This window comes from Streptomyces sp. NPDC019531 (genome assembly GCF_044903305.1).
GTDB lineage: Bacteria > Actinomycetota > Actinomycetes > Streptomycetales > Streptomycetaceae > Streptomyces.
Genome location: NZ_JBJDQL010000014.1, coordinates 120,640 through 147,073, shown reverse-complemented (window position 1 = coordinate 147,073; position 26,434 = coordinate 120,640). Strand labels below are relative to the sequence as shown.

Annotated in this window: 24 protein-coding genes and 1 pseudogene; 13 read left to right on the top strand and 12 right to left on the bottom strand. The window is 71.0% G+C overall.

The features are described 5' to 3' along the window. Nucleotides 1-18: 18 nt before the first annotated feature. Together ACI2L1_RS19120 and ACI2L1_RS19115 are read right to left on the bottom strand one after the other, a co-directional pair. Nucleotides 19-347: pseudogene (locus ACI2L1_RS19120) on the bottom strand (iron chelate uptake ABC transporter family permease subunit); the annotation flags it as partial. 176 nt (nt 348-523) lie between these two features. Next, the gene (locus ACI2L1_RS19115; RefSeq protein WP_404740499.1) at nt 524-1,336 is read right to left on the bottom strand and encodes an ANTAR domain-containing protein; all 813 of its coding nucleotides are present in this window, start codon (nt 1,334-1,336) and stop codon (nt 524-526) included. 129 nt (nt 1,337-1,465) lie between these two features. Here ACI2L1_RS19115 and ACI2L1_RS19110 point away from each other — a divergent pair, with 129 nt between their 5' ends. After that, complete coding sequence (locus tag ACI2L1_RS19110) at nt 1,466-1,810, top strand: helix-turn-helix transcriptional regulator (protein ID WP_404740498.1); 345 nt, start codon at nt 1,466-1,468, stop codon at nt 1,808-1,810. Between the two features lie 81 nt (nt 1,811-1,891). After that, nucleotides 1,892-2,674 (top strand): maleylpyruvate isomerase family mycothiol-dependent enzyme, encoded by a 783-nt coding sequence (locus tag ACI2L1_RS19105; protein ID WP_404740497.1) that lies wholly within the window; start codon nt 1,892-1,894, stop codon nt 2,672-2,674. Between the two features lie 171 nt (nt 2,675-2,845). Here ACI2L1_RS19105 and ACI2L1_RS19100 read toward each other — a convergent pair whose 3' ends face one another. After that, nucleotides 2,846-3,868 carry a hemolysin family protein gene (locus ACI2L1_RS19100; protein ID WP_404740496.1) on the bottom strand — a complete coding sequence of 341 codons (1,023 nt, stop codon included), beginning with the start codon at nt 3,866-3,868 and terminating at the stop codon, nt 2,846-2,848. Then, nucleotides 3,865-5,184 carry a hemolysin family protein gene (locus tag ACI2L1_RS19095; protein WP_404740495.1) on the bottom strand — a complete coding sequence of 440 codons (1,320 nt, stop codon included), beginning with the start codon at nt 5,182-5,184 and terminating at the stop codon, nt 3,865-3,867. Before ACI2L1_RS19095 ends, ACI2L1_RS19100 begins: the two co-directional genes overlap by 4 nt. Before the next feature lie 224 nt (nt 5,185-5,408). On the opposite strand from ACI2L1_RS19095, the gene ACI2L1_RS19090 reads away from it, so the two are divergent. The 4 genes from ACI2L1_RS19090 (at nt 5,409) to ACI2L1_RS19075 (ending at nt 7,787) form a co-directional block, all read left to right on the top strand. Then, nucleotides 5,409-5,636 carry a twin-arginine translocase TatA/TatE family subunit gene (locus tag ACI2L1_RS19090; RefSeq protein ID WP_404740494.1) on the top strand — a complete coding sequence of 76 codons (228 nt, stop codon included), beginning with the start codon at nt 5,409-5,411 and terminating at the stop codon, nt 5,634-5,636. A 59-nt stretch (nt 5,637-5,695) separates the two neighbouring features. After that, complete coding sequence (locus ACI2L1_RS19085) at nt 5,696-6,352, top strand: hypothetical protein (protein WP_404740493.1); 657 nt, start codon at nt 5,696-5,698, stop codon at nt 6,350-6,352. 34 nt (nt 6,353-6,386) lie between these two features. Then, on the top strand, nt 6,387-7,088 hold the full coding sequence (locus tag ACI2L1_RS19080) for a DUF1775 domain-containing protein (RefSeq protein ID WP_404740492.1): 702 nt from the start codon (nt 6,387-6,389) through the stop codon (nt 7,086-7,088). 90 nt (nt 7,089-7,178) lie between these two features. Next, nucleotides 7,179-7,787, top strand: coding sequence for a hypothetical protein (locus tag ACI2L1_RS19075; RefSeq protein ID WP_404740491.1), 609 nt, complete (start codon nt 7,179-7,181; stop codon nt 7,785-7,787). Here the strand turns inward: ACI2L1_RS19075 and ACI2L1_RS19070 are convergent. Continuing rightward, nucleotides 7,762-8,700, bottom strand: a complete 939-nt coding sequence (locus ACI2L1_RS19070; RefSeq protein WP_404740490.1) for an isocitrate lyase/phosphoenolpyruvate mutase family protein — start codon at nt 8,698-8,700, stop codon at nt 7,762-7,764. The genes ACI2L1_RS19075 and ACI2L1_RS19070 overlap by 26 nt on opposite strands. Nucleotides 8,701-8,743: 43 nt before the next feature. Beyond that, nucleotides 8,744-9,874 (bottom strand): helix-turn-helix domain-containing protein, encoded by a 1,131-nt coding sequence (locus tag ACI2L1_RS19065; RefSeq protein ID WP_404740489.1) that lies wholly within the window; start codon nt 9,872-9,874, stop codon nt 8,744-8,746. Between the two features lie 187 nt (nt 9,875-10,061). On the opposite strand from ACI2L1_RS19065, the gene ACI2L1_RS19060 reads away from it, so the two are divergent. The 4 genes from ACI2L1_RS19060 to ACI2L1_RS19045 all read left to right on the top strand — a co-directional run bounded on the left by ACI2L1_RS19060 (nt 10,062) and on the right by ACI2L1_RS19045 (nt 15,356). Continuing rightward, nucleotides 10,062-11,846, top strand: a complete 1,785-nt coding sequence (locus ACI2L1_RS19060; protein WP_404740488.1) for an FAD-binding dehydrogenase — start codon at nt 10,062-10,064, stop codon at nt 11,844-11,846. Between the two features lie 198 nt (nt 11,847-12,044). Further along, nucleotides 12,045-13,517, top strand: coding sequence for a family 43 glycosylhydrolase (locus ACI2L1_RS19055; RefSeq protein WP_404740487.1), 1,473 nt, complete (start codon nt 12,045-12,047; stop codon nt 13,515-13,517). 14 nt (nt 13,518-13,531) lie between these two features. Continuing rightward, complete coding sequence (locus ACI2L1_RS19050) at nt 13,532-14,980, top strand: family 43 glycosylhydrolase (RefSeq protein WP_404740486.1); 1,449 nt, start codon at nt 13,532-13,534, stop codon at nt 14,978-14,980. 67 nt (nt 14,981-15,047) lie between these two features. Further along, nucleotides 15,048-15,356 carry a DUF3040 domain-containing protein gene (locus ACI2L1_RS19045; protein WP_404740485.1) on the top strand — a complete coding sequence of 103 codons (309 nt, stop codon included), beginning with the start codon at nt 15,048-15,050 and terminating at the stop codon, nt 15,354-15,356. A gap of 3 nt (nt 15,357-15,359) precedes the next feature. On the opposite strand, the gene ACI2L1_RS19040 is transcribed toward ACI2L1_RS19045, so the two are convergent. Beyond that, on the bottom strand, nt 15,360-15,932 hold the full coding sequence (locus tag ACI2L1_RS19040) for an HAD-IIIA family hydrolase (RefSeq protein WP_404740484.1): 573 nt from the start codon (nt 15,930-15,932) through the stop codon (nt 15,360-15,362). A 339-nt stretch (nt 15,933-16,271) separates the two neighbouring features. On the opposite strand from ACI2L1_RS19040, the gene ACI2L1_RS19035 reads away from it, so the two are divergent. Continuing rightward, nucleotides 16,272-16,703 carry an SRPBCC family protein gene (locus ACI2L1_RS19035; RefSeq protein WP_404740483.1) on the top strand — a complete coding sequence of 144 codons (432 nt, stop codon included), beginning with the start codon at nt 16,272-16,274 and terminating at the stop codon, nt 16,701-16,703. Nucleotides 16,704-16,735: 32 nt separating this feature from the next. On the opposite strand, the gene ACI2L1_RS19030 is transcribed toward ACI2L1_RS19035, so the two are convergent. The 5 genes from ACI2L1_RS19030 to ACI2L1_RS19010 form a co-directional block, all read right to left on the bottom strand. Then, nucleotides 16,736-17,887 carry an XdhC family protein gene (locus tag ACI2L1_RS19030; protein ID WP_404740482.1) on the bottom strand — a complete coding sequence of 384 codons (1,152 nt, stop codon included), beginning with the start codon at nt 17,885-17,887 and terminating at the stop codon, nt 16,736-16,738. 48 nt (nt 17,888-17,935) lie between these two features. Next, complete coding sequence (locus tag ACI2L1_RS19025; protein WP_404740481.1) at nt 17,936-19,393, bottom strand: NCS2 family permease; 1,458 nt, start codon at nt 19,391-19,393, stop codon at nt 17,936-17,938. Between the two features lie 103 nt (nt 19,394-19,496). Further along, nucleotides 19,497-21,881: a xanthine dehydrogenase family protein molybdopterin-binding subunit gene (locus tag ACI2L1_RS19020; RefSeq protein WP_404740480.1), complete on the bottom strand. Its 2,385-nt coding sequence runs from the start codon at nt 21,879-21,881 to the stop codon at nt 19,497-19,499. A gap of 2 nt (nt 21,882-21,883) precedes the next feature. Further along, nucleotides 21,884-22,420, bottom strand: coding sequence for a (2Fe-2S)-binding protein (locus tag ACI2L1_RS19015; RefSeq protein WP_404740479.1), 537 nt, complete (start codon nt 22,418-22,420; stop codon nt 21,884-21,886). Further along, a complete protein-coding gene (locus ACI2L1_RS19010; protein ID WP_404740478.1) occupies nt 22,420-23,319 on the bottom strand; it encodes an FAD binding domain-containing protein in 900 nt (299 codons plus the stop codon). Before ACI2L1_RS19010 ends, ACI2L1_RS19015 begins: the two co-directional genes overlap by 1 nt. Before the next feature lie 389 nt (nt 23,320-23,708). Here ACI2L1_RS19010 and ACI2L1_RS19005 point away from each other — a divergent pair, with 389 nt between their 5' ends. Together ACI2L1_RS19005 and ACI2L1_RS19000 are read left to right on the top strand one after the other, a co-directional pair. Beyond that, nucleotides 23,709-25,382, top strand: a complete 1,674-nt coding sequence (locus ACI2L1_RS19005; RefSeq protein WP_404740477.1) for a PucR family transcriptional regulator — start codon at nt 23,709-23,711, stop codon at nt 25,380-25,382. Nucleotides 25,383-25,509: 127 nt separating this feature from the next. Beyond that, a complete protein-coding gene (locus ACI2L1_RS19000; RefSeq protein ID WP_404740476.1) occupies nt 25,510-26,283 on the top strand; it encodes a hypothetical protein in 774 nt (257 codons plus the stop codon). Nucleotides 26,284-26,434: the final 151 nt, after the last annotated feature.

Here is a 26,434-nt window from a genome sequence, read left to right as displayed (position 1 = left end):
GATCGCCGGCGGATTGCACATCGCCGAGCGGGCCGCCTCGCCCCGGGCCGCCCCGAACACCGTCACGGTGGTGACCGCCTCGAAGCCGTACGCCAGTGCCGTACCGGTGAGGACAAGGCCTAGCGGCGTGAGTCCGTGCGGTGAGCGGGCCACGGCATGGACCAGCACCATCGCCGCGAGGGCGGAGGCGAACGCCGGCACCGACAGCGCCCACACACCCCGAGTCCTTCGAACGCGCCGGGCAGGATGACGGCATTGGCGCCCACCACGGCGCCGGAGGAGATGCCGAGCACGAACGGATCGGCGAGGGCGTTGCGCACCATGGCCTGCGCGGCCCCACCGACGGCCCAGGGCGACCCCGCACACGAGCGAGACCACCAGGAGGAGGGTCAAGCCAAGGGGCAGCGGCACCACGGGTACGCGGCGGGGAACCGGACTCAGCGAGCAGTGAACGGTGCCGTGCCACCCACAGGTGCAACAGGAGTGACGGGCCGGTCGGCGGCTTCGGACTCACGGGATCGGCTCAGGGCAGAGTCTCCTGTGTCTCCGGCCCGGCGTCCGCCACGAACGGGGTCTCCCGCACCTTGGCGACGGCCGCCGCCATCTGCTGTCGTACCTCCTCGCGCACCGGTTCTCCGTGGACGGCGTCCATCAGATCCTGGGCGAGATGGTGCAGTTTGGTGTTGGTGTTCTGGGAGGCGGAGACGAGCACCGTCCAGGCGTCGTCGGAGCTCAGCCCGAACGACGCCATCACGATGCCGCGGGCCACGTCGATGGCCGGCCGGGTCCGCATCGCCCGGCGCAGCTGGGTGACCTCCAGGCGCAGCTCCTGGTTGACGTCCACGGGGCGGCTCCGATCGTCGGGGTCGGTGTCGGTGTCCGGGCCGGTGTGCGTGTCCGGGCCTGGAGGCGTGTCCGGGCCGGTGGACTCGTCCTGCGCGGCCGAGGAGTCACGACCTTCGGAACCGCCGGAATCCTCCGCCATGAACAACTCCCGGGCGCCGGTCAGGTCGAGCAGTCGTCCGACGGACGGGCTGCACGTCCGGACGGTGACCGTCTTGCCCTGGTCGAGCGCCTCCCGGCGCAGGCTCAGCAGGACGTTGAGGCCGCCGCAGTCGCAGAATCGGACCCCGTCCAGTTCCAGGTCCACTCCGGTGGCCGAGCGGCCGAGGACGGCGTGGAGCTCGGGCTGGAGCCGTTGGGCCCCGACGTCGAACTCGCCGCGGCAGGTGACGTTCACCCGGTCGCCGGCCGCCACGGACTTGATCGTCGCCAGACACGGCGGACCGATGTCCTGGGTGGCGAGGGGTTGCGCCGAGTGCGCAGGTTCCGGCATGGCCCTCTCCTAGTGTGCTCGGCTGCCTCCGCTCCTCAGATTCCCCTTGCCGACCCATGTACGTCAACCAATACATGAAATTTGGTTCGGGTTTTTGAATGCGTGAATGTCTGCTCGTAGACTCCTCCCATGGATGGAGTGCCCGAGTCACACACCGGATGGACGTTCGTCACCAATCACGCGCGAGTGCTGGCCGCGATCGCAGACAACCACAGCGCCCGGATCCGCGACATCGCCGCGCACTGCCGGCTCACCGAACGCGCCGTCCAGAAGATCATTTCCGATCTGGAGCAGGACGGATACCTCTCGCACGTACGGGAGGGCCGGACCAACACCTACCGCATCGAGCAGGGCCAGGTCCTGCGCCACCCGGCCGAGGCAGGCCTGACCGTGGCATCGCTGCTCTCCCTGCTCGTCCAGGACGAGGCGGCCCGCTCCACGTCGCAGGACAGCCGACCACACACCCCAGCCTGACCGCTCACGCCGGAGCGACTGGCGCCCGACCCAAGCCCCCCCCGCTGTCCGGTCGTCGGAGCACGGTGGTAGACATCCCGGGTGGAAAACACACCGCACTACCCAGATCTGCTGCGGCTGATCGGCGAGCGATCGACCGTCTTCCGCGCCACGGTCGCCTCCGCACCCAGCCTCGACGTACAGGTGCCGACCTGCCCCGAGTGGACGCTGTTCGATCTGGTGCAGCACCTGGGCGGGGTGCACCGCCGCTGGGCTGCCACCACGGCCGCGGGACCTGCCGACGCTCCCGCGGTCGTAGCCGACGCGGAGACCGCCCTGGCCGCGCCCCGGGAGCGCGAGGCCCTGCTGACCTGGTCGGCCGCGTCGACGCAGGCGTTGCTGGAGTCGCTGCGCGAGGCCGGTCCGGACCGCGGATGCTGGACATGGTGGGGCGACTCGCAGTCGTCGCAGACCTGCGGAGCCGTCGCCCGGCACCAGGTCCAGGAGGCCGCGACACACACCTACGACGCCCAACTCGCCGTAGGCGCGCCGCAGTCGCTGCCGGACGACGTCGCCCTCGACGGTGTCGACGAGTTCCTGACCACCTGCTGCGCGACGACGAGCGCCTGGCCGCACGAGCCCGCCGTCCTCGACTTCCACGCCGCCGAAGGCCGCTCCTGGCGCCTCTTGCTCTCCGCCGCCGGCGCACGGGTCACCCGCCCGCCCGCGCCCGGCGCGTCGGCCGCCACCACGGCCGACGCTTCCGCGCGGGGCACGGCCGGTGAACTGGTCCTCACCCTGTACGGCCGCATTCCGGCGGACTCCCTGGAGCTCGACGGCGACCGTCGTCTCTTCGACCTGCTCAAGGCCTGGGAACCGGAGTAGGACGGGCCCGGGGATCGGGAGCCGGTCTGCTGCGGCTGCGGCTGCGGCTGCGGCTGCGGCTGCGGCTGCGGCTGCGGCTGCGGCTGCGGCTGCGGCTGCGGACAGATGAGCAGCTCGGAGTCGGCCTCGCTGATCAGTCCGAGCCGCTCCGGCTCCTCGACGGAGTGTGAGTCATACGGCCGTCGGCGCCGGCCCGACCAGCTCGGTCAGGACGTCCTCCATCGTCACGAACCCGAGGACCGCCCCCGCCTCCCCCGTCACCGCCGCCAGATGGCTCCTGTCGGCGCGCAGTGCGGTGAGGGTGTCGTCCAGCGGGGTGTCGATGCGGACCCGGGTGACCCGGTGCAGGGCGGAGCGCGGGAAGGGCCGGTCGCGGTCGGTGACGCCGAGGGTGTCCTTGATGTGCAGGTAGCCCAGCAGGGTGCCGTCCCCGCCTGTGACCGGGAAGCGGGAGTAGCCCGCGTCGGCGGCCAGCCGCTCCAGGCGGGCCGGGGTGACCGAGGCGTCGGCGGTGCGCATCCTCTGGACCGGAACGAGGATCTCGCCGACCGGCCGGGTGCCCAGCTCCAGCGCGTCCCGCAGCCGCTCGCCGTCGGCCGGCGAGAGCAGCCCGGCCTCGCTGGCGTCGACCACCATGCGGGCGATCTGGTCGTCGGTGAAGACCGACTCGACCTCGTCCTTGGGTTCCACGCGCAGCAGCTTCAGCAGGGCGTTGGCGAAGGCGTTGATGCCGAACACGAACGGCCTGAGCGCGCGCGTGAGGGCCACCAGGGGCGGTCCGAGGAGCAGCACGGTGGGCACGGGTGCCGCGAGCGCGATGTTCTTGGGCACCATCTCGCCGATCAGCATGTGCAGATACGTGGCCAGCGACAGGGCGATCACGAAGGCGATCGGGTGGACCAGGCCGTGCGGGATGCGGGCCGCCTCGAAGCCGGGCTCCAGCAGGTGAGCGATGGCCGGTTCGGCGACCGCGCCGAGCACCAGCGAGGAGACGGTGATGCCGAGCTGGGCGGTGGCCATCATCGCGGAGAGGTGTTCGAGACCCCACAGGGTCATCCGGGCCCGCTTGTGGCCCTCACGCGCGCGTGGCTCGATCTGGCTGCGGCGCACGGAGATCAGGGCGAACTCGCCGCCCACGAAGAAGGCGTTGGTCAGCAGCGTCAGGGCGCCGACGAGCAGCTGCACGGTGGTCATCGGGTCTCCTCCCCCGCCTGGACCGGCACTCGCGACGCTTCGGTGATCCGGACCCGGTCGGCACGGTGGTGTTCCACGTCCAGGACCTCCAGACGCCAGCCGTCCAGGTCGAGTTCGTCGCCCTTGGCGGGGATGCGCGCGAGACGGGTGGCGACCAGTCCGGCCACGGTCTCGTACGGCCCCTCGGGCGCCGTGAGGCCCATCTCGCCGAGCCGGTCGACGCGGACGGAGCCCTCCGCCTCCCAGGCGCCGTCCCCTGCGGGCCGAAGATCGGGTGTCTCGACGGGGTCGTGCTCGTCGCGGACCTCGCCGACGACCTCCTCGACGATGTCCTCCACCGTCGCCACGCCCGCCGTGCCGCCGTACTCGTCGATGACGACGGCCATGGTGCGGGTCGCCCGCAGCCGCTGCAGGAGCCGGTCGGCGGTCAGGCTGTCCGGGACCAGCAGGGGTGCGGTGGCCAGTTCGGTGACCGGGGTGACGGCCCGCTTCTCCGGCTCCAGGGCGAGCACGTCTCGGATGTGGACGGTGCCGATGACCTCGTCCAGGCTGTCGCGGTAGACCGGGAAGCGGGACAGGCCGGTGGCGTGGGTGAGGTTCGCGGCGTCCGCGGCGGTCGCGTGCGCTTCGAGGGCCTTGACGTCGACGCGCGGTGTCATGACGTTCTCCGCGGTCAGCTCGCCCAGGTGCAGGGTGCGCACGAACAGTTCGGCGGAGTCGGCCTCCAGGGCGCCCTCGGCGGCGGAGCGCTCGGCGAGCGCGACCAGCTCCTCGGGACTGCGGGCGGAGGCCAGCTCCTCGGCGGGCTCCAGGCCCAGGCGCCGTACGAAACGGTTCGCGGTGTCGTTGAGATGCCGGATGAACGGGCCGAAGACGGCGGTGAAAGCGCTCTGCGGCCCGGCCACCACTTTGGCGACGGCCAGCGGCCGGGAGATGGCCCAGTTCTTCGGGACCAGCTCGCCGACCACCATCAGCACCACGGTGGACAGGGCCACGCCGAGCGCTGTCGCCACGGGTGCGGCGGCCCCGCCCAGGCCGAGCGCCTCCAGCGGGCCCTTGAGGAGCGCCGCGAGTGAGGGTTCGGCGAGCATGCCGATCACCAGCGAGGTGACCGTGATGCCGAGCTGGGCGCCGGAGAGCTGGAGCGTCAGCCTGCGTACGGCCTTCAGCGCGCCCTCGGCGCCCCGCTCACCGGCCTCGGCGGCCCGCTCCAGGTCACCGCGCTCGACGGTGGTCAGGGAGAACTCGGCGGCGACGAACACGGCGCAGGCCAGGGTGAGGAGGAGGGCGGTCAGAAGCAGCAGGATCTCGGTCACCGGGCCACCCCGGCTCGTCGGTACGAGTGGGACGCGGCACGGCTGGTACTGGGAGGCTCACCCATTGCGGGTCTGTGGCTCCTTCATGTCGGGGCGGGTCGGGCGGGTTCCACCAATAGTAAAGGACAGGCAAAGCAAGCTGTCGGCTCGGAGTGCGGGTACGCTGCCGGTCCGGCGGGCGTCTCGTCCGGCATCGCTGTCAACCTCTGGCGGAGGCCCCTCACATGTTCGGACTGAGCGAACTCGCGATCATCCTTGTCGTCGTCATAGCGGTCCTCGCCATCAAGAAGGGGCCCGAGCTGACCCGTGCGGCGGGCAAGTCCACACGCATCCTCAAGGCGGAGGCCCGTGCGGCGAAGGAGGGGCGACCGACGCCCCAGGTGATCCAGGGGGAGGTCGTCGAGCCCCGGGACACGGCGGAAGCGAAGGCTCAGGGGCCGGACACCCACTGAGCCGGTACGACGCCAGGGGTACGGCTCTTTCCCGGACCGGCCTGCCGAAGGGGCCCGGGATGGCCCATGATGAGCGGGCCATGCACCGTTCCGCCCCAACGACTCGCGCGCCACTGCCCGTTCTCCGGGCCGCGGTGTTCGCCGTCGTCGGTACGGTGCTCGGGGTCAGCGCCCACCATCTGCTCGACGAGGGCCCGGTGCCCTGGACCCGGGGTGCGGCCGCGACGGCGGTGCTGTTCGCGGTAGGTCTTGTGGGTGTGCAGCGGCCCCGCGGCCTGACGACGGTCGTGGCCTGCAGTGTCGCGGGACAGTCCGGGCTGCATCTGTGGCTGACGCTCACCGCGCGCGCGACGGCCGCCGCCCACCCTGGCGGGCATCTGCACGGCGCCCATCCGGCGTGGCACGAGCGGCTCCACGGTTCGCTCGCCATGACGGCGGCCCACGCGTCGGTCGCCGCCCTGGTCGCGGTGCTCCTGCACCGCGCGGACGCGGCCTGCTGGAGCGTGGCCCGCGGGGTGACGGAGGCGCTCGACACGGTACGGGCCCGACTGGCCGCCACCCGACTGCTGTTCACCCGGCCCGTGTCACCCGCGCCGAAGGCCGCGAGGGCCGTGGTGCGGACGTACGGCGAACGGCCGCTCGCCGGCCTGCCGTTGCTGGCACACGCGGTGGTACGGCGGGGTCCTCCGGCGGCGAGCGCAGCTCCCGCCCACTGAACCCGCCGTACCACCTGCCTGCCTGGAGACATCCATGTCCCGAATCACCCTTCCGCGCCTGTCCGTCGCCGTCGCCGCAGCGGCAACCGCCGTACTGCTCACCGCCTTTCCGGCCGCCGCCCACACCGAGGTCGAGGCCGACAAGGCGCAGGCCCTCGCCGAGAACGTCACCGTCTCCTTCCACGCCGAGGCCGAGTCCGACACCTCCGGGACCAAGGAGGTGCGCGTGGTCCTGCCCGAGGGCATCGCCCCGGCCGACGTGACGTACGGCAAGGGTCCCGAGGGCTGGAAGTTCGCCGCGACCGACGACGGCTACACCGTCAAGGGCGCGGAGCTGAAGACCGGCACGAACGTCGAGTACTCCGTCGTCGTACGACAGCTGCCCGATGCGGAGGAGGTGGCGTTCAAGACCCTCCAGACGTACGGCGACGGACACGTCGACCGCTGGATCGAGCTGGACGAGAACGGCGAGAACCCGGCGCCGACACTGAAGCTGAAGGCCGCGGCGCCCGGCGCGAAGCCGATCAGCCCCTCCCCCAGCGCCTCCCCCAGCGCCTCCGCCAGCCCGACCCCTGTGGAGACGACCCCGGTGGCCTCCCCGCAGGCCGCCGCCACCGAGAAGGACGACGAGGGTGGGATGTCCGCAGGCGCCTGGACCGGTATCGGCGTGGGCGTCCTCGTGGCGGTGTCCGCCGTGGTGTTCGCGGTACGGCGTCGGGGCGGCACCGCGGAATAGCCACCCCGCATCGGGATTTCGCACGCGTCCCGGATGAATCCCCCGCCTCCGGGTAGGCCAGCCACACGGCGTACCCGGAGATGGAGTGCCATGACCTGCGTGAACTCCCCTGCACGGCGTGGGGCCTGGGCGGCGGCCCTCGCTGTCGCCGCCCTCGTCCTCACCGGAGCCTGCGACAACGACGGCAGCGGTGACGACGCCTCCCGGACGGCCCGGTCCTCCGCCACCGGATCACCCGGCCCGACCACGCCCGGGGGCTCACCGTCGCTCTCCGCCTCCCCGTCGCCGACCGCCACCGCGCCCTCGGACCCGGAAGGGGCCGAACGGGACATCCGCGAGGCGTGGACGGTTCTCTTCGACCCGAAGTCCTCCCTGGACGAGCGCAGTGACGTCGTCGAGGACGGCGACGAGAACGCCCTGATGATCGACAACCTCTTCCGTGACCCTAGCGGCGGCAAGCTGCGCGCCGAGGTGACCTCCGTGTCGTACACCTCGGACCGGTCCGCCGATGTGGCCTACGACCTCACGCTCGACGACCGACGGCTGGACACCGGCGGGCCGGGCACGGCCGTACTCCAGGACGGCGGTTGGAAGGTCGGCCTGCGGACGGTCTGCGCGCTGACCCGGCACGCCGAGGACGCGCCCGAGGCGCCGAGCTGTGTGCTGCCGACCGCTAGCCCCGCCGGAACAGGTCGTTGAGCTCCGTCTGGGAGAGCTGGTCGGCGGCGTAGGAGAACGTGCCCCGCTCGGCCAACTCCCGTGCCGCGTCGAGCAGATGGCGGTACATCGCGCGGGCGATGCTGCCCCCGACCGTGACCCGCCGTACGCCGAGTTCGCGCAGGTCGTCGAGGGAGAGCGCGTTGCCCGTCAGACCCATCACCACGTTGAGCGGGCCGTCGATCTCACGGACCAGGGTGGCGATGGTCCCGGCGTCGGCGGCGCCGGGGACGAACGCGCAGTCGGCTCCGGCCTCCATATAGGCGTTGGCCCGCCGAACGGCCTCGTCGAGGGGGCCGCCGACCAGGAGCACGTCGGTGCGGCCGACCAGGACGAAGGGCTCGCCCTCGGCCGTCAGGGTCTCGCGGGCGGCGCGGATGCGGTCGGCGGCGAGCTTCTCGTCGTGGAGCGGGCGGGTGCGGTCGCCGGTGAAGTCCTCGATGTTGCCGCCGGCGGCTCCAGCGGCGAGGGTCTTGGCGATGGTGGCGGCGACGGTCTCCGGCGACTCGCCGTATCCGTCCTCCAGGTCCGCGCTCAGTGGTACGGCGATCCCGCCCGCGATCTCGTGGACCCGGCGCAGCATGGTCTCGCGGTCGACGCGGTCCTCGGGCGGCTGTTCGGCGAAGAAGTCGTGGTCGGGGCGTCCGAGGGAGAAGGCGACGCCCGCGCTCGTCGTCGCCATGGCCGGGAACCCGGCCGCCTCCAGGATGCGGGCGCTGCCCATGTCCCATGCGTTGGGAAGCAGGAAACAGCCCTCACGGTGCAGCTCGACGAAGCGTTGCGCCTTTGCTCGGCGGTCGGTGTCCACGCGGTCCTTCCCGTCCCGTCGCCCCTCGACGGACTCCAGGAGAACGTACGCCCGAGTGGCGCGCGAGGCGGCCCGCTTTCCCGGCACGGCTCCGCGAACCCGCCCGCCCCGGGCCGCCGGGCCTCCGGCTTCAGGGCTTCGTGCCCAGCCAGGTGGTGAGGGCCCACCACCACCGCAGGGTGGGTACGGCCCCCGTCGGCTGGTCGGTGAAGGTGGCCCCGGTGATCTGCTGGAGGCGGCCGAGACGGTAGCGGACGGTGTTGGGGTGGGTGAACAGGGCCGCCGCCGTCTGGTCGAGCCGTCGTCCGTGGTCCAGGAAGGTCCGTGCGGTGAGCGCGAGTTGGCAGTGGAAGTCGTCCGAGGGGTCCAGGGCGCCCAGCAGCAGACGGCTCAAGTGCGCGCCCAGGAGCGGCTGTTCGGCGAGGGCGATCTCGGCGGCGAGGTCCGTGAGGTCGTACAGGCCGACCCTGCCCTCGGGGCCGCCCAGGTCCACGGCCCGTGCGCACAGCCCGTACAGCGCGCGCAACTCCGTGGCGGGGACGGCGGGTGCCACGACGACCAGGGCTCCGGGCGGGAGCTCCTCGGGGTCCGGCCGGTGCGGGGAGAGGCCGGCCACATGGCCGTCGAGGAGGGCCGAGACGGGCAGGGCGTGCGGGTGGACTGCGGTGGCGGCGAAGCAGTGGTGCAGGCCGTCGGCGTTCGGCCGGATCCCGGCCCGCGTCAACGCATCGGCGGGCGGGGCGCCTCCGTCGATCAGGAGCTGCCGCAGCAGCCGTCCGCGTACCGCGCCCGCTTCCCTCGGCGCCTCCTCTTCGGCGGCCCGGTAGCCGTTGATGACATGCCGTTCGACCGCGTCGCCGTACTCCTTCATCCGCAGCACGACCGAGAGCAGTACGGCGTCGGGGACCCCGGCGGTGCGGCAGCGGTCCAGGGTGATCTCGACCGCACGGGTGAGCGCCGCCTGCACACCCCGCAGTACGGCCGTCATGGCGACGCCCTGGACGGCCCGGTCGGCGCCCAGCAACAGGGCGGCGCCGAAGTCCTGTTCGTCGACGGCCTCGGCGCGGCCGAGGGCGGTGAGCCACGGTCCGGCCGCCCGGATCAGCGCGGTGACGTGCGAGCGGGTCTCCGCCTCGCCGATGTGGGCCAGTTCCGGTGAGCGGGTGCGGGCGGCGCGGACGAGTTCGCCGCGCACGTCGGTGTCCGAGGCCATGCCCAGCAGGATGTCGACGACCGGCTCGGGCCCGAGGACCACGGTCATGGGCTCCCCCTTCCGCGACTGTCTGCGAGCCACAACGCGAGGGGCTCCGCGTTGACTCCCGGCCACTACCGCTCCGGTGTGTCGTGCTGGTTTCCTGTGGGCTACCGACGGTAACAGCGCAGTTGGCGCAGCAACACCCTTTACCCCCTCTTGAACTTCCCTGTGTCATCTGCCCCGGAGGTGCTCCATGGACACGCCCGTCTCACCCAGCGGCGTCACCCGCCGCCAGACCCTGACCGTGGCCGGCGGAGTGCTGGCGGGCGCCGCCCTCGCGCAGACCGCGTTTCCCGCGTTCGCCGCCGAGTCCCAGGACGCGGACGCCATCGTGGTGGGCCATGGGCTGGCCGGACTGGTCGCGACCGCCGAACTCGCCGCCGCGGGACGCAAGGTGCTGCTCCTCGACCAGGAGCCGGAGGCGAGCCTGGGCGGCCAGGCGTTCTGGTCCTTCGGCGGGCTGTTCTTCGTGAACTCCGACGAACAGCGGCTGATGGGCGTCCAGGACACCTACGACCTGGCCTGGCAGGACTGGCAGGGCACGGCCGGCTTCGACCGGGGCGTCGACGACCCCGCCGGTCAGGACTACTGGGCTGCCAAGTGGGCCAAGGCGTATGTGGAGTTCGCGTCCGGCGAGAAGCGGTCCTGGCTCGCCGGGCTCGGTATGCAGTGGTTCCCGATCGTCGGCTGGGCGGAGCGCGGCGGCGGTCTCGCGACCGGACACGGCAACTCGGTGCCCCGCTTCCATGTCACCTGGGGCACCGGTCCGGCCGTGGTCGAGCCCTTCGAGAAGAAGGTGCGGGCGGCGGTCGACAACAAGCTGGTGACCTTCAAGTTCCGGCACCGCGTGGACGAGCTCGTCACCACCGGAGGAGTCGTCACCGGCGTCCGCGGCGCAATCCTGGAGCCCAGCGACGCCGCCCGCGGCAAGCCCAGCTCCCGTACCGTCGTCGGCGACTTCGAACTGCGCGCCCCGGTCGTCGTGGTCACCTCCGGCGGGATCGGCGCCAACCACGACCTGGTCCGCCAGAACTGGCCCGCCCGGATGGGCACTCCGCCGAAGTTCATGGTCACCGGTGTCCCCGCGCACGTCGACGGCCGGATGCTCGCCATCACCGAGAAGGCCGGCGGCCGGATCGTCAACCCGGACCGCATGTGGCACTACACCGAGGGCCTCAGGAACTACGACCCGATCTGGCCGGGCCACGGCATCCGCATCCTGCCCGGCCCGTCCTCGATGTGGTTCGACGCCGAGGGCAAGCGGTTCGACACACCCGACATCCCGGGCTACGACACCCTGCACACCCTGAAGACGATCACCGACTCCGGGTACGACTACTCCTGGTTCGTCACCACCCAGAAGATCATCGCCAAGGAGTTCGCGCTCTCCGGCTCCGAACAGAACCCGGACCTCACCAACAAGAACGTCTGGCAGTTGCTCTCCCGCATCTGGCAGACGCCGGAGCCGATCGAGAAGTTCAAGAACAAGGGTGAGGACTTCGTCGTGGCCACCACGCTCACCGAGCTCGTCGCCGGGATGAACAAACTCACCGGGGACAATCTGATCGTCCTCGACGAGCTCAAGCGGCAGATCGAGGCGCGGGACCGGGAGATCACGAACTCCTACACCAAGGACGTCCAGGTCATGGGCATCCGCAACGCGCTGAAGTATGTCGGCGACTCCCTCAGCCGTACGGCACCCATCCACCGCATCCTGGACTCCAGCGCCGGCCCGCTGATCGCCGTACGACTCAATGTGCTGACGCGCAAGACGCTGGGCGGACTCCAGACCGACCTCTCGGGACGGGTACTGGGGGCTGACGGATCTCCTGTGCCGGGGCTCTACGCGGCCGGGGAGGTCGCCGGGTTCGGGGGTGGCGGGGTGCACGGATACCGGTCACTTGAGGGGACGTTCCTCGGTGGATGCCTGTTCTCGGGGCGGCAGGCAGGGAAGGCCGCCGCGGAGGCGACGGCGTAGGCCGGCGCGCCGCCGGGAGTGCCGCGAGCATCGCAGGGGATCCGCCGACCTCACCGTCGTGCAGGTCCCCTGTCCTCGTCGCAGGGTCACGCGCGGGTGAAATGCATGTGACGCAAGCGTTGACGAGTGCATGACCCGCACTTATCTTCTGACCGAAGTTACGAACTGCGTTCGAAATCACGGACAGGACGGTCTCGTATGCGTCGCCTGATGGTCGGTCTGCTCGCCTTGCTTCTCGCCCTGGTGTCGGCGACCTCCTCGGCCTCCGCCGCCGACGGCCGCCCCTACACCAACCCCCTCAAGTCGTCGAAGGGTGCCGACCCCTGGCTGGAGTACCACGACGGCAACTACTACCTGGTCACCACGACGTTCACCGGCATCCTCGGCATCCGGAAGTCCCCGACCCTGGCGGGCCTCGCCACCGCGCCGAACGTGCAGGTGTGGTCGGACACCACATCGACCCGGAACACCAACATCTGGGCGCCCGAGCTGCACTTCCTCGACGGGCACTGGTACCTGTACTACTCGGCAGGGCAGGGGGGTGTGGCCTGCTGCGACTCGCAGCGCACGCATGTGCTGGAGAGCGCGGGGACCGACCCCATGGGCCCGTACACGTACAAGAACACGCTGACGGGCTCCAATCTCACGCCGGGCGGCTGGCTGATCGACGCGAGCGTGCTGCAGCACAACGGCAGCCTGTACCTGGTCGGCAGCGGTTTCATCAACGGCAGTACGCAGAGCCTGGTCATCGCGCCGATGAGCAATCCGTACACCCTCGCGAGCAACACCTTCACGATCATCTCCAGCCCCACGCTCAGCTGGGAGACCTCCGGCGGTGCGGTCAACGAGGGGCCCGAGCCGCTCTACCACGGCGGCCGCACCTTCCTGACGTACTCGGCGAGCTTCTGCGGGACGGCCGACTACAAGCTGGGCCAGCTGGAGCTGACCGGCTCCGACCCGCTGAACCCGGCGTCCTGGACGAAGAAGCAGACGCCGGTCTTCCAGCGCAGTGACGCCAACGGGGTGTACGGGCCCGGCCACAACGGCTTCTTCACCTCGCCGGACGGTTCCGAGAACTGGATCGTCTACCACGCCAACTCCTCCGTCGGCGGCGGCTGCGGCAACGGACGGACCACCCGCGCCCAGGAGTTCACCTGGAACGCCGACGGCACCCCGAACTTCGGCACCCCGGTCGCGCTCGGCACCACGCTCCCCGGCCCGTCGGGCGAGACCGCGGCCACCCCGACCTCGTACACCCTGGTCAACCGCAACAGCGGCAAGTGCCTCGACGTGAACGGCGGCAGCACCGCCGACGGCGCCAACATCTTCCAGTGGACCTGCAACGGCGGCTCCAACCAGAAGTGGCGCATCGAGGACCTCGGCGACGACACCAACCGGCTGGTGAACGTGGCGACCGGCAAGGTGGCCGACGTGGCCGACTGCTCCGGCGCGGACGGCGCCGACATCCGCCAGTGGTCGTGGCTGAACAACAAGTGCCAGCGATTCCGGGCCGTGTTCACCGCCACCGGTGACTACGTCCGGCTCGTCAACGAGTCCACCGGCAAGGTCGCCGACGTCACCGACTGCGGCACCGCGAACGGCACGGACGTACGGCAGTGGACCTGGCTCAACAACAACTGCCAGCAGTGGCGCCTCGTACCGACGACCTGATCTGGAGAACCACCTTGAGACGCACCGCAGTTCGGCTGCTCCTTGCCCTGTTCATGGGTCTGGCGGCCACGCTGTCCGGACCCGGCGGCGCCGCCCACGCCGCCGTGCCCGACTCCCCCGCCGTGACCTACACCAACCCGATCGCCGAGCAGCGGGCCGACCCGCACATCTTCAAACACACCGACGGCTACTACTACTTCACCGCGACAGTCCCCGAGTACGACCGGATCGTGCTGCGCCGCGCGACCACCATCCAGGGCCTGTCGACGGCCGCCGAGACCACGATCTGGACCAAGCACTCCAGCGGGGTCATGGGCGCGCACATCTGGGCGCCGGAGATCCACTACATCGACGGCAAGTGGTACGTGTACTTCGCCGCCGGGTCCACCAGTGACGTGTGGGCGATCCGCATGTACGTCCTCGAAGGCACCGGCGCCAACCCGCTGACCGCGACCTGGACCGAGAAGGGCCAGATCACGACCACGTGGGAGAGCTTCTCGCTGGACGCGACGACCTTCGTCGTGAACGGCGTGCGCTACCTCGCGTGGGCGCAGCGCAACCCGTCCGAGAACAACAACACCAGCCTGTTCATCGCCAAGTTGGCCAACCCCTGGACGATTCAGGGGACTCCGGCCGAGTTGTCCCAGCCGACGCTGTCCTGGGAGACCATCGGCTACAAGGTCAACGAGGGCCCGGCGCTGATCCAGCACGGGGGCAAGGTCTTCATGACGTACTCGGCGAGCGCGACGGACGCCAACTACTGCCTGGGCATGCTGAGCGCCTCGGCGACGGCCGACCTGACCAACCCCGCGTCCTGGACCAAGAGTTCGGCCCCGGTGTTCCAGTCGAACGCCTCGACCTCGCAGTACGGGCCGGGCCACAACTCCTTCACCACGTCCGAGGACGGCAAGTCGGACATCCTCGTCTACCACGACCGTAGCTACAAGGACATCAGCGGCGACCCGCTGAACGACCCCAACCGCCGTACCCGGGTGCAGAAGGTCTACTGGAAGGCCGACGGCACCCCCGACTTCGGCATCCCGGTCGCCGACGGCGTCACCCCGCAGCGCTTCTCGTCGTACAACTACGCGGACCGTTTCGTCCGCCACTGGGAGTACCGGGCCAGGATCGAGGCGAACGTCTCGCCGCTCGCCGACTCGCAGTTCCGGGTCGTCACCGGTCTCACCGGCACCGGCACGGTGTCGCTGGAGTCGGCCAACTTCCCCGGCTACTACCTGCGGCACAAGAACTTCGAGGTGTGGCTGGAGAAGAACGACGGCACGACGGCCTTCGCCTCCGACGCCAGCTTCTACCGGCGGGCCGGGCTCGCCGACTCGGCGGGGATCTCGTACGAGTCGTACAACTACGCGGGCCGTTACATCCGGCACTACGCCTACCTGCTGTACGTGCAGACCCCGAGCACCACCACGGACAAGGGGGACGCGACCTTCTACGCCCAGTGACCGGAGGCTTCACGGGTCCTTCTCCGGGCACTCGGAGAAGGACTCTCCGGATCCGCGAGGAGCGACAGTGACAACAGGGCGACTCCCCGATCACGAGCAGCGCATTCTGGACGAGGTGGAACGCGCCCTGCGCCGCGACCGCCGCCTGGACCGCCGACTGCGCACACTGAGGCTGCGGCGGCGGCCCGACCTGTCCCGGGTCGCGCACTACCGGCCGCACGTCCTGACCGTGGGCCTGCTGCTCGCGGTCTCGATCGCGCTCCTGGTGACCGGGATCGTCACCTCGCGGCCCGCGGTGATCTGGGCCTTCTCGGCCGTCTGGCCCCTGACCCTGTTCGCGTCGTTCCGGCTGGTGTGCCGGTGGACGGAACCCTGAGGCTCACGCGTCGCCGTTGTCGAAGGCCTCCTCGATAGGCCGTTCGTCGACCAGGACCCGCCCCTTCGGCGGCCCGGTGAGCAGGGCGCGTACGGCGGTGGGGAGGTCCGGCGCCACATGGCCGGCGCGGGCCGTGTCCTCCGGACGGGTCCGCTCGTCCGGTACGAGGATCCCGTGGGCGCCCACCCGGGCCGCGGCCTCGGCGTCCGCGGCGGTGCCGACGACCGCGCAGTCGGCCGGGGCCGTGCACACCCGGCCCGCCGCCCAGAGGATCAGGCCCGGTTCGGGCGGGCGGCAGTGGCAGCCGTCCTCGGGCCCGTGCGGGCACACTCCCCAGATGTCGAAGGGGCCGAGGAGTCCGTCGACACGGTGGTTGACGGCCCGTACGTCCGCGTCGCTGAGCCGCCCGAGCCCGATGCCGGGCTGCAGGGCGACGAACCCGGTGCGGACGCCGTGCAGCCGCAGCATGCCGAGCGCCTCCCGGGCCCCGGCCGCCGGCCACATCCGCTCCGGGTCGAACGGGTCTTCGGCGAGGATGCTGTCACGGTCGAACAACACCGTACGCACGCGCGTCATGGGCCACCTCCCGGCTCTCCCGTGCACTCGTTCCTCTCCACGGGTACCCCGCGGCGCCGGTCCATGCGGCGGGAGCGTCCTACCAGGTCAGGTGGAGCCGGCGGGGCGAGCGGCGGATCATCAGCCCCGGCAGCCGGCCGGTCACCTCCCGGAGGGTGAGGCGCAGTTGTTCACGGCCGGGTGGTGACCCGGCGGCTCTGGGCGTACGCCGACATCAGCTCGGCCCAAACGCCGTGAGTTCACCCCAGGTACGTCTCCCCGCCCATGTCCCACTGCGTCATGCATGTGAGACCCCTATGAAATCCCCGCTGAGCAGGCCTGATTCCCTAAGATCGGCCCGTGGTCACCTTCCTCCTCGAACGCACGGCCCCGCTCTCCCAGGACGAGGCCTGGCGCCGCCTCACGGAGTGGCCCCGCCACGGCGAGGTCGTCCCCCTGACGCGCGTCACCGTCGTGCCGTTGGGTCCGACGGCCGAGGGCACGCGTGTCGTGGCCCGTTCGGGGATCGGTCTCCTCGCCTTCGACGACCCCATGGAGGTCACGGTCTGGCGCCCACCGGCGGACGGTGTGTCGGGGCTGTGCCGGCTGGAGAAGCGGGGCCGGGTCGTCAAGGGCTGGGCCGAACTGGAGGTGCATCCGGGCCCGGGCGGGCGCGCCCGCGTGATCTGGCGCGAGCATCTGCGAGTACCCCTGCTCCCCGGACCGCTGCTGAGGATGGCGGCCCGGTCGGTGTTCGGGCGGGCCCTGAACCGGCTGCTGCGCGGGACGTGAGCGTTCGTGGCATGCAAGCCGTCGGTGTCCGCTCAGGCCACCGATTCGATCCGGCGGGCCGGTGGCGCCGTCGCGTCGTGATGGATCGGCGTGTGCGCGCCGGTGAGGGAGACGCCGCTGCCGCCGCGCCGGTTCGCGACGATCTCCGCGGCGATCGACAGGGCCGTCTCCTCGGGTGTACGGGCGCCCAGGTCAAGGCCGATGGGTGACCGCAGCCGCGCCAACTCCAGTTCCGTGACGCCGACTTCGCGCAGGCGATCGTTGCGGTCGAGGTGGGTGCGGCGGGAGCCCATGGCGCCGACGTAGGCGACCGGTAGCCGGAGGGCCAGGCGCAAGAGGGGTACGTCGAACTTGGCGTCGTGGGTGAGGACGCACAGGACGGTCCGGGCGTCGGTCTCCGTGCGTTCCAGGTAGGTGTGGGGCCACTCGACGACGATCTCGTCGGCCTCCGGGAAGCGGGCCTCGGTGGCGAACACCGGGCGGGCGTCGCACACCGTCACGCGGTAGCCGAGGAACTTCCCGATCCGCACCAGCGCCGAGGCGAAGTCGATGGCGCCGAACACGATCATCCGGGGCGCCGGTACGGAGGACTCGACCAGCACGGTGAGCGGGGCTCCGCAGTGCGAGCCCTGCTCACCGATCTCCAGGGTGCCGGTGCGGCCCGCGTCCAGGAAGGCACCGGCCTCCGCGGCGACCGTGCGGTCGAGTTCGGGATGGGCGCCGAATCCGCCGTCGTACGAGCCGTCGGGCCGTACGACAAGGGCGCGTCCGACGATCTCCCGCGGGCCGGAGACGATCCGTGCCACGGCCGCCGCCTCCCCGCGCACGGCGGCCGTCAGCGCGGCCGTGACCACCGTACGGACGGGATCGCCGACCCGTACCGGGGTGACGAGGATGTCGATCACGCCGCCGCAGGTCAGGCCGACGGCGAAGGCGTCCTCGTCGCTGTATCCGAAGCGTTCGAGGACCGACTCCCCGTCCTCCAGGGCCTGTTGGCAGAGTTCGTAGACCGCGCCCTCCACACAGCCGCCGGAGACCGAGCCGATCGCCGTGCCGTCGGCGTCCACCGCGAGGGCGGCGCCCGGCTGGCGGGGCGCGCTGCCGCCCACGGCCACCACGGTGGCCACGGCGAAGTCACGTCCCTGCTCGACCCACCGGTGCAGCTCGTCGGCGATGTCCAGCATCTCTCGGTCTCCTTAACAGCGGTTGCGTACAGGGGCGTTGGCCGGGGCCTAGTGGACGCCCAGCCAGCTCTCGATCGGGTTCAGGGCGTAGTAGACGAGGAAGATCACCGCCAGGCCCCACATGAACGCCCCGATCTCGCGGGCCTTGCCCTGGGCGACCTTGATGGCGACGTACGAGATCACTCCGGCGGCGACTCCGGCGGTGATCGAGTAGGTGAACGGCATGATCACGACGGTCAGGAAGACCGGGACCGCGGTGGCGCGGTCGGCCCAGTCGACGTGGCGGGCGTTCATCATCATCATGGCGCCGATGACCACGAGGGCCGCGGCGGCCACCTCGCCCGGCACGATGGCCGTCAGCGGGGTGAAGAACAGACAGGCCGCGAAGAACAGGCCGGTGACGACGGAGGAGAGCCCGGTGCGGGCACCTTCCCCGACGCCCGTGGCCGACTCGACGAAGACCGTCTGCCCGGAGGCACCGGCCACCCCGCCGATCGCTCCGCCCGCGCCGTCGATGAACAGCGCCTTGGACAGGCCCGGCATCCGGCCCTGCGCGTCGGCCAGTTTCGCCTCGGTGCCGACGCCGATGATGGTGGCCATCGCGTCGAAGAACCCGGCGAGCACCAGCGTGAACACGATCATGCCGACCGTCATCGCGCCGACCTCGCCCCAGCCGCCGAACTCGACGTCCCCGAAGATCGAGAAGTCGGGCATCGAGACCGCGCTGCCGTGCAGTTCGGGGGCGCCGCTCGCCCACTGCTTCGGGGCGATGGCGCCGACGCCGTTGAGGACGACGGCGAGTACGGTTCCGCCGACGATGCCGATCAGGATCGCGCCGGGCACTCCGCGCGCCTGGAGCATGAAGATGGCGAGGAGGGTGACGGCGAACAACAGGACCGGCCAGCCCGCGAGTTCGCCCGTCGGCCCGAGGGTGACCGGGGTCGCCTTGCCCTGGTGGACGAAGCCGGCCTTGTAGAAGCCGATCAGGGCGACGAACAGTCCGATGCCCATGGTGATCGCGTGCTTGAGGGCCAACGGGATCGCGTTCATGATCATCTCGCGCAGGCCGGTGACGACCAGCAGCATGATGACCACGCCGTACATCACGCACATGCCCATGGCCTGCGGCCAGGTCATCGCGGGCGCGACCTGCGAGGACAGCACACCGGAAACAGAAAGGCCGGCGGCGAGCGCCAGCGGCACCTTGCCGAAGAAGCCCATCAGCAGCGTGGTGAAGGCCGCCGCGAACGCGGTCGCGGTGATCAGGGCCTTCTGGCCGAGGGTGTCCCCCGCGACGTCCTTGCCGGACAGGATCAGGGGGTTGAGCAGGAGGATGTACGCCATCGCCATGAAGGTCGTGACGCCGCCTCGCACTTCGCGGGCGACGGTGGACCCTCGCCGGGATATGTGGAAGTACCGGTCGAGCCAGGACCTGCCGACCGGGACGCGGGTGTCTTCCCCCACGTCTGCGGCCGTGGTCCTGGGTTCCAGGGACTGCTGGGTCATGCTGCCGTCTCCCAAGTTTCAAAGGGGGTTGGGAATTACACGACCCGGGGGACGGCCCGAGACGAACTGGGGGCCTGGGGGACTCGGCGTCCCCCAGGCGAACTCACATGCCCGTGAGGTGCTCCGGGCGTACCGGTGTCCGGTTCAGCTCCAGGCCCGTCGCATTGCGGATCGCCGCGAGGACAGCGGGAGTCGAGGACAGCGTGGGTGCCTCGCCGACGCCGCGCAGCCCGTACGGCGCGTGGTCGTCGGCCAGTTCGAGCACGTCGACGGGGATGGTCGGCGTGTCGAGGATCGTGGGGATCAGGTAGTCCGTGAAGGACGGGTTCCTGACCTTGGCCGTCTTGGGGTCGACGATGATCTCCTCCATCACCGCGACGCCGAGACCCTGGATGGTGCCGCCCTGGATCTGCCCGATGACGGACAGCGGGTTGAGTGCCTTGCCGACATCCTGGGCGCAGGCCAGTTCGATCACCTTGACAAGCCCGAGCTCGGTGTCGACCTCGACGACCGCGCGGTGGGCGGCGAAGGAGTACTGGACGTGTCCGAAGCCCTGTCCGGTGCGCAGGTCGAAGGCCTCGGTGGGCCGGTGCCGCCACTCCGCCTCGACCTCGACGCTCTCGTCCTCCAGCACGTCGACCAGGTCCGCGAGCACCTCGCCGCCGTCGGTGACGACCTTGCCGCCTTCGAGGAGCAGCTCGGCGGTGGCCCAAGCGGGGTGGTAGGAACCGAACTTGCGGCGCCCGAGCTCCAGGACCTTCTCCCTGACGAGCTCGCAGGAGTTCCTGACCGCGCCACCGGTGACGTACGTCTGCCGCGAAGCCGAGGTCGAACCCGCCGAACCCACCTGCGTGTCCGCCGGATGGATCGTCACCTGCGCGACACCCAGCTCGGTCCGGGCGATCTGCGCGTGGACGGTGACCCCGCCCTGGCCGACCTCCGCCATGGCGGTGTGCACGGTGGCGACGGGCTCCCCCGCGATGACCTCCATACGGACCTTCGCCGTGGAGTAGTCGTCGAACCCCTCGGAGAAACCGACGTTCTTGATGCCGACCGCGTAGCCGACACCGCGGACGACGCCTTCGCCGTGGGTGGTGTTGGACAGACCGCCCGGCAGCTGGCGTACGTCCGCCTCCTCGCCGGCGGAGAGCCACTGCTGCTCCGGAGGAAGCGGCATCGCCTTGACACGGCGCAGGAGTTCGGCGACCGGGGCCGGGGAGTCGACGGGCTGCCCCGTCGGCATGATGGTCCCCTGCTCCATGGCGTTCAGTTGCCGGAACTCCACCCGGTCCATGCCCACCGCGTCGGCCAGCTTGTCCATCTGCGCCTCGTAGGCGAAGCACGCCTGGACCGCGCCGAAGCCGCGCATCGCGCCGCAGGGCGGGTTGTTGGTGTAGAGGGCGAGGGCCTCGATGTCGACATCGTCGACCACGTACGGGCCGATCGAGAGCGAGGAGGCGTTGCCGACCACGGCCGGGGAGGCGGAGGCGTACGCGCCGCCGTCCAGCACGATCCGGCACTTGACGTGGGTCAACTTGCCCTCACGCGTGGCCCCGTGCTCGTAGTACAGCTTGGCCGGGTGACGGTGGACGTGCCCGAAGAAGGACTCGAAACGGTTGTAGACGATCTTGACCGGCTTGCCGGTGCGCAGCGCGAGCAGACAGGCGTGGATCTGCATCGACAGGTCCTCACGGCCGCCGAAGGCCCCGCCGACGCCGGACAGCGTCATGCGCACCTTGCGCTCGGGCAGGCCCAGGACGGGCGCGATCTGCCGCAGGTCGGAGTGCAGCCACTGGGTGGCGATGTAGAGATGGACGCCACCGTCCTCGTCCGGCACGGCGAGACCCGACTCGGGGCCGAGGAAGGCCTGGTCCTGCATGCCGAAGGTGTACTCGCCCTTGACGACGAAGTCGGCCCGCTCGGCTGCCTGTTGCGCATCACCGCGGATGATCGGCTGGCGGTGGACGATGTTCGGGTGCGGGACGTGCCCGATGTGGTGGTCGTCGCGGCCCTCGTGGACGAGGATCGCGTCGGGCGCGGTCGCGGAGGCCTCGTCGGTGATGACGGGCAGCTCGCGGTACTCGACCTTGATCTTGGCGGCCGCACGGCGGGCCGTCTCCGGGTGGTCGGCGGCGACGATGGCGACCGGCTCGCCGTGGTGGCGGACCTTGCCGTGGGCGAGAACCGGGGTGTCCTGGATCTCCAGACCGTAGTTCTTCACCTCGGTCGGCAGGTCGTCGTACGTCATGACGGCGTAGACGCCCGGCATGGCGAGCGCCTCGCCGGTGTCGATGGACACGATCTCCGCGTGCGCGACCGGCGAGCGGAGGATCTGCCCCCAGAGCATGTCCTCGTGCCACATGTCGGACGAGTACGCGAACTCACCGGTGACCTTGAGGGTGCCGTCCGGGCGGAGCGTGGACTCGCCGATGCCGCCCTTGGTCTTCGAACCCTGGGTGATCTTGGTGGGAGCGCCGTTGGCAGCCATGGTCAGACCCCCTGGGACTGCCGGGCGGCAGCGAGGCGGACCGCGTCCATGATCTTCTCGTAGCCCGTGCAACGGCACAGGTTGCCCGACAGCGCCTCACGGATGTCCGCGTCGCTGGGGTCGGGGTTGTGCTCCAGCATCTCGTCGGCGGCGACCAGCAGCCCCGGCGTGCAGAAGCCGCACTGGACGGCGCCGGCGTCGATGAACGCCTGCTGGATCGGGGAGAGTTCGGTGCCTTCGCCGGTATGGGAGTCCTGCCCCTCGGCGGCGTGCTGCCCGCAGGACCGCTGCTTGGCGTAGTCGGCCAACCCCTCGACGGTCACCACCTCACGTCCCTCGACCTGCCCGGCGGCGACCAGGCAGGAACAGACCGGAACGCCGTCCAGCCGGACCGTGCAGGACCCGCACTCCCCCTGCTCGCAGGCGTTCTTCGACCCGGGCAGCCCGAGCCGCTCCCTCAGCACATAGAGAAGGGACTCGCCCTCCCAGACGTCGTCGGCTTCCTGCGGACGGCCGTTGACCGTGAAATTGACGCGCATTACGCGACACTCCCCTTCTCGATGGTCCGACCGTCAGTGCCGCGGTACGACTCCCAGGTCCAGGTCAGCGTGCGGCGGGCCATGATGCCGACCGCGTGGCGGCGGTAGCTCGCCGTGCCCCGGACGTCGTCGATCGGGTTGCAGGAGGCGGCGCACAGGTCCGCGAACTGCTTCGCGACCGACGGCGTGATGATCTTGCCGTTGTCCCAGAACCCGCCCTCTTCCAGAGCGGCGTTCAGGAACTCCTCGGCGGCCTTGGCCCGCACGGGCGTGGGAGCGGCGGAGCCGATGCCTGTCCGCACGGTCCGCGTCCCGGGGTGCAGCGCGAGGCCGAAGGCACACACGGCGATGACCATGGCGTTGCGCGTGCCGACCTTGGAGTACTGCTGGGGCCCGTCGGCCTTCTTGATGTGCACGGCGCGGATGAGCTCGTCGGCGGCCAGCGCGTTGCGCTTCACGCCGGTGAAGAACTCGTCGATCGGGATGAGACGCGACCCCCGTACGGACTCCACCTCGACCTCGGCGCCCGCCGCAAGGAGAGCGGGGTGGGCGTCACCGGCCGGGGAGGCGGTGCCGAGGTTGCCGCCGACGCCGCCGCGGTTGCGGATCTGCGGGGAGGCCACGGTGTGCGAAGCGAGGGCCAGGCCCGGGAGCTCGCCGCGCAGGTTCTCCATGATGTGGGTGTACGGCACGGAGGCGCCGAGCCGCACGGAGTCCTCGCCGACCTCCCACTCGGTGAGCTCGGTGACCCGGTTCAGGTCGAGCAGGTACTCGGGCCGCCGGTGGTCGAAGTTGATCTCGACCATCACGTCGGTGCCGCCCGCGATGGGCACAGCGGTGGGGTGCTCGGCCTTGGCGGCGAGCGCCTCCTCCCAGCTGGCGGGGCGAAGGAAGTCCATGACCGGCTCTCTTCTTCGTCTCGTGATCGTACGGATCGAGCCAGATCGTGTGCGGCGGGCCCGGCTCGTTCATGTGCTGTTTACGTGGAGTGGAGCCAGTACACAGCGCCGTACTCCGACCGGGTCAGTCACGGAAACCATGAAGGAGTTGGCTGGTCGGCGCCCTCATCTTGTAGATTCGTATGAACGGACGGCCTCGGTAACCTCCATGTTTTCCTTTGGAAACTTCCGATACAGCCCTGCGGAAACATCCGATACGGCCCTGCGGAAACGTGCGACTTAGCCCACGTGACCTGGGACACAGCCCCGGAGACGGCAGAAGCCGCTCCCCGCTCCACCGGACCCCCTCCCCATCGTAGATTTCGAGACAGAGAACGGCGGCGACGAGAATGCGGCTGCGCGCACTGCTGGACACCGACGCGCTGGGCCTGCGGCTGCTCGGCGGCGAGGACGAACTGGATCGCACTGTTCGCGGTGTGATGACCACGGACCTGCGCGACCCCAGCCGCTATCTCTCGGGTGGGGAACTGGTCCTGACAGGCCTCGCCTGGCGCCGGGACGCGGCCGACTCGGAGCCTTTCGTACGACTCCTCGTACAGGCCGGAGTGGTCGCGCTGGCGGCCGGCGAGGCCGAGCTCGGCGACGTCCCGGACGACCTGGCCGTGGCCTGCGCCCGCCACCGCCTGCCGCTGTTCGCGGTGCACGAGTCGGTGGCCTTCGCGACGATCACCGAGCATGTCGTACGGCAGGTCTCGGGCGAGCGCGCGGGCGATCTGGCGGCCGTGGTGGACCGCCACCGCCGCATGATGACCTCGGGTCCGGCGGGCGGCGGCCCGGACGTCGTCCTCGATCTCCTCGGCTCGGACCTGGACCTGCGCGCCTGGGTCCTGTCCCCCACCGGCCGCCTGATCGCGGGCCCGAAGGTGTCGGGCCCCGGCCTGCCCGCGGACACCTGCGCGAAGCTGGCGGCGGAACATCTGGCGGCCGCCCGCACAGGCCGCCGCGGCCCGCACAGAGTCACGCTCGGAACGTCGACGTACTCCCTCTTCCCGGTCCGCAGCAGCGGCCGCTCCGTGCAGGCCTCCAGGGACGTACGCGAGACGGTCCTGTCCGACTGGCTGCTGGCCGTGGAGGCGGACGCCGGCGACTGGCCGGAGGAGCGGCTGGACCTCCTCCAGGGCGTCACCCAGCTGATCTCGGTGGAACGCGACCGCAGGGACGCGGCGCGCACGGTCCGCCGCCGGCTGGCCCAGGAGGTCCTGGAACTGGTCCAGACGGGAGCCGCCCCCGCCGAGATCGCGGCCCGCCTGCGGGTGGCGGCCCCGGTCCTCCTTCCCGGCCTCGGAGCCGCCCCCCACTGGCAGGTGGTCGTGGCGAGGGTCGAGTGGCAGGGCGGCGACCTGGAGGGCGGCCCGGTGGCCCAGTCCCTCCTGGAGGAGATCCTCGTGGACCCGTCGGCCACGGGCCCGGAACCCTCCGACCGCATAGCGGTGGCCCACACCGGCGACGAGGCGATCGCGCTGGTCCCCCTCCCCGCTGTGTCGGCGGAACACGACGGCTCGGAGGCGGGCATCCTGGCGGACGCCCTGCTGGAGTCCGTACGGGACCCCCTTTCGGCCGGCCTGGACGACGACGGCAGGGTCACCCTGGGCGTCAGCGCGTCGGTCCACTCGGCGGAAGGCCTGCGTGGCGCGCTGGAGGAGGCCCGTCACGCCCGCAGGGTGGCGGCGGCCCGTCCGGGCCGGGTCTGCGCGGCGGGCCACCAGGAACTGGCCTCCCACGTCCTCCTGCTCCCCTTCGTCCCCGACGACGTACGCCGGGCCTTCACCGCCCGCCTCCTGGACCCCCTGCGCGACTACGACCGCCGCCACCGGGCCGAGCTCATCCCCACCCTGGAGGCCTTCCTCGACTGCGACGGCTCCTGGACCCGCTGCGCGACCCGTCTCCACCTGCACGTCAACACGCTGCGCTACCGCGTCGGCCGGATCGAGCAGTTGACCAGCCGTGACCTCTCGCGCCTTGAGGACAAGCTGGATTTCTTCCTGGCACTGAGGATGAGCTGAGACCCGTGGGTCCCCGGACTCTCACGACTTTGTGAATTCCTTCACCCACCCCCTTGGCCGGGCCCCGAGTTTCGTGCTGAGATGCCGCCACCACTCAAAGCTCGATGGTGCGCTCGGGGAGGGCAATGTGGCGGATACCGCCATGTCTGGTAACGGAACGACCGCCGGTGACGATCCACTCCAGACCGCGGTATGGCGGCTGCGCTCCCGGGCCTGCTGGGCCGACGCGGCCGCCCTGCTCCAACCGGTCACCGCAGCGGCGGCCATGCAACGCACGGCACTGCTGGTCGAGCGCTGTCTCTACACCGAGCAGGGCTGGGCGGAGGCGGAGGACGCGTTGCGCACCGCGGAAGCGCTGGCGCACAGCGATGACGAGCGGGGGGCGGCCGCTTGTGAAAGAGGGCAACTTGCGTACGCGTCGACGCTCCACGGGGTCCGTGACCGCGCGGACGAGGCGCGGGCCGCGCTGGGCCGTGCCGCGGCGCTGATCCCTCCGGGAGGGGAGGGCAGGGCGCTGCTGGACTTCCGGCGGGGGCTGCTGGCCGAGAACCTGGCCCATTCTCCGCAGGCGGCCCGCGCGGCCTACCGGCGTGCCCACGCGGGCGCCACGGCGCAGTCCGATGCGTTGTTGCTGTCCTTCACCTGGCGTCACCTCGCCGGACTGGCCCTGCGGGACGGCGAGTTGGCCGAGGCGCGGCACGGGTTCGCCGAATCGCTGCGGATCCGGGAGGAGTTGGGGTACCTGGTGGGGACGGCACCGGCGCTGGCTTCTCTGGCGGACGCGGAGGTGGAGCCGGAGGCGTCCCGGCTCCGCGAGGAGGCGCGGCGGTTGTATCGGCTGCTGGGGGGTGTACCCACGTGGCTGGCGCGACAGTTGGCACCGCCGGCGGCCAGCGCGTGAGCTGAGGGTTGTGGGGTGGGTGCGGGGTGGGGTGGGGGCGGGCGTTTTGCGCAGTTCCCCGCGCCCCTGAATGCCTGCGGCGGCCTGTTTCGGTTCGGTGGGGGTTTGTGTAGCGCGTGCGGTTCGGTGGGTGGGTCGGGGCCGGGGTGGG

What these genes read in the sequence shown, in the direction of transcription:
- ACI2L1_RS19115 (WP_404740499.1), bottom strand. Translation starts at nt 1,336, where the DNA reads ATGCCGGAACCTGCGCACTCGGCGCAACCCCTCGCCACCCAGGACATC.
- ACI2L1_RS19110 (WP_404740498.1), top strand. Translation starts at nt 1,466, where the DNA reads ATGGATGGAGTGCCCGAGTCACACACCGGATGGACGTTCGTCACCAAT.
- ACI2L1_RS19100 (WP_404740496.1), bottom strand. Translation starts at nt 3,868, where the DNA reads ATGACCACCGTGCAGCTGCTCGTCGGCGCCCTGACGCTGCTGACCAAC.
- ACI2L1_RS19090 (WP_404740494.1), top strand. Translation starts at nt 5,409, where the DNA reads ATGTTCGGACTGAGCGAACTCGCGATCATCCTTGTCGTCGTCATAGCG.
- ACI2L1_RS19085 (WP_404740493.1), top strand. Translation starts at nt 5,696, where the DNA reads ATGGCCCATGATGAGCGGGCCATGCACCGTTCCGCCCCAACGACTCGC.
- ACI2L1_RS19080 (WP_404740492.1), top strand. Translation starts at nt 6,387, where the DNA reads ATGTCCCGAATCACCCTTCCGCGCCTGTCCGTCGCCGTCGCCGCAGCG.
- ACI2L1_RS19075 (WP_404740491.1), top strand. Translation starts at nt 7,179, where the DNA reads ATGACCTGCGTGAACTCCCCTGCACGGCGTGGGGCCTGGGCGGCGGCC.
- ACI2L1_RS19065 (WP_404740489.1), bottom strand. Translation starts at nt 9,874, where the DNA reads ATGACCGTGGTCCTCGGGCCCGAGCCGGTCGTCGACATCCTGCTGGGC.
- ACI2L1_RS19060 (WP_404740488.1), top strand. Translation starts at nt 10,062, where the DNA reads ATGGACACGCCCGTCTCACCCAGCGGCGTCACCCGCCGCCAGACCCTG.
- ACI2L1_RS19055 (WP_404740487.1), top strand. Translation starts at nt 12,045, where the DNA reads ATGCGTCGCCTGATGGTCGGTCTGCTCGCCTTGCTTCTCGCCCTGGTG.
- ACI2L1_RS19040 (WP_404740484.1), bottom strand. Translation starts at nt 15,932, where the DNA reads ATGACGCGCGTGCGTACGGTGTTGTTCGACCGTGACAGCATCCTCGCC.
- ACI2L1_RS19030 (WP_404740482.1), bottom strand. Translation starts at nt 17,887, where the DNA reads ATGCTGGACATCGCCGACGAGCTGCACCGGTGGGTCGAGCAGGGACGT.
- ACI2L1_RS19025 (WP_404740481.1), bottom strand. Translation starts at nt 19,393, where the DNA reads ATGACCCAGCAGTCCCTGGAACCCAGGACCACGGCCGCAGACGTGGGG.
- ACI2L1_RS19020 (WP_404740480.1), bottom strand. Translation starts at nt 21,881, where the DNA reads ATGGCTGCCAACGGCGCTCCCACCAAGATCACCCAGGGTTCGAAGACC.
- ACI2L1_RS19015 (WP_404740479.1), bottom strand. Translation starts at nt 22,420, where the DNA reads ATGCGCGTCAATTTCACGGTCAACGGCCGTCCGCAGGAAGCCGACGAC.
- ACI2L1_RS19010 (WP_404740478.1), bottom strand. Translation starts at nt 23,319, where the DNA reads ATGGACTTCCTTCGCCCCGCCAGCTGGGAGGAGGCGCTCGCCGCCAAG.
- ACI2L1_RS19005 (WP_404740477.1), top strand. Translation starts at nt 23,709, where the DNA reads ATGCGGCTGCGCGCACTGCTGGACACCGACGCGCTGGGCCTGCGGCTG.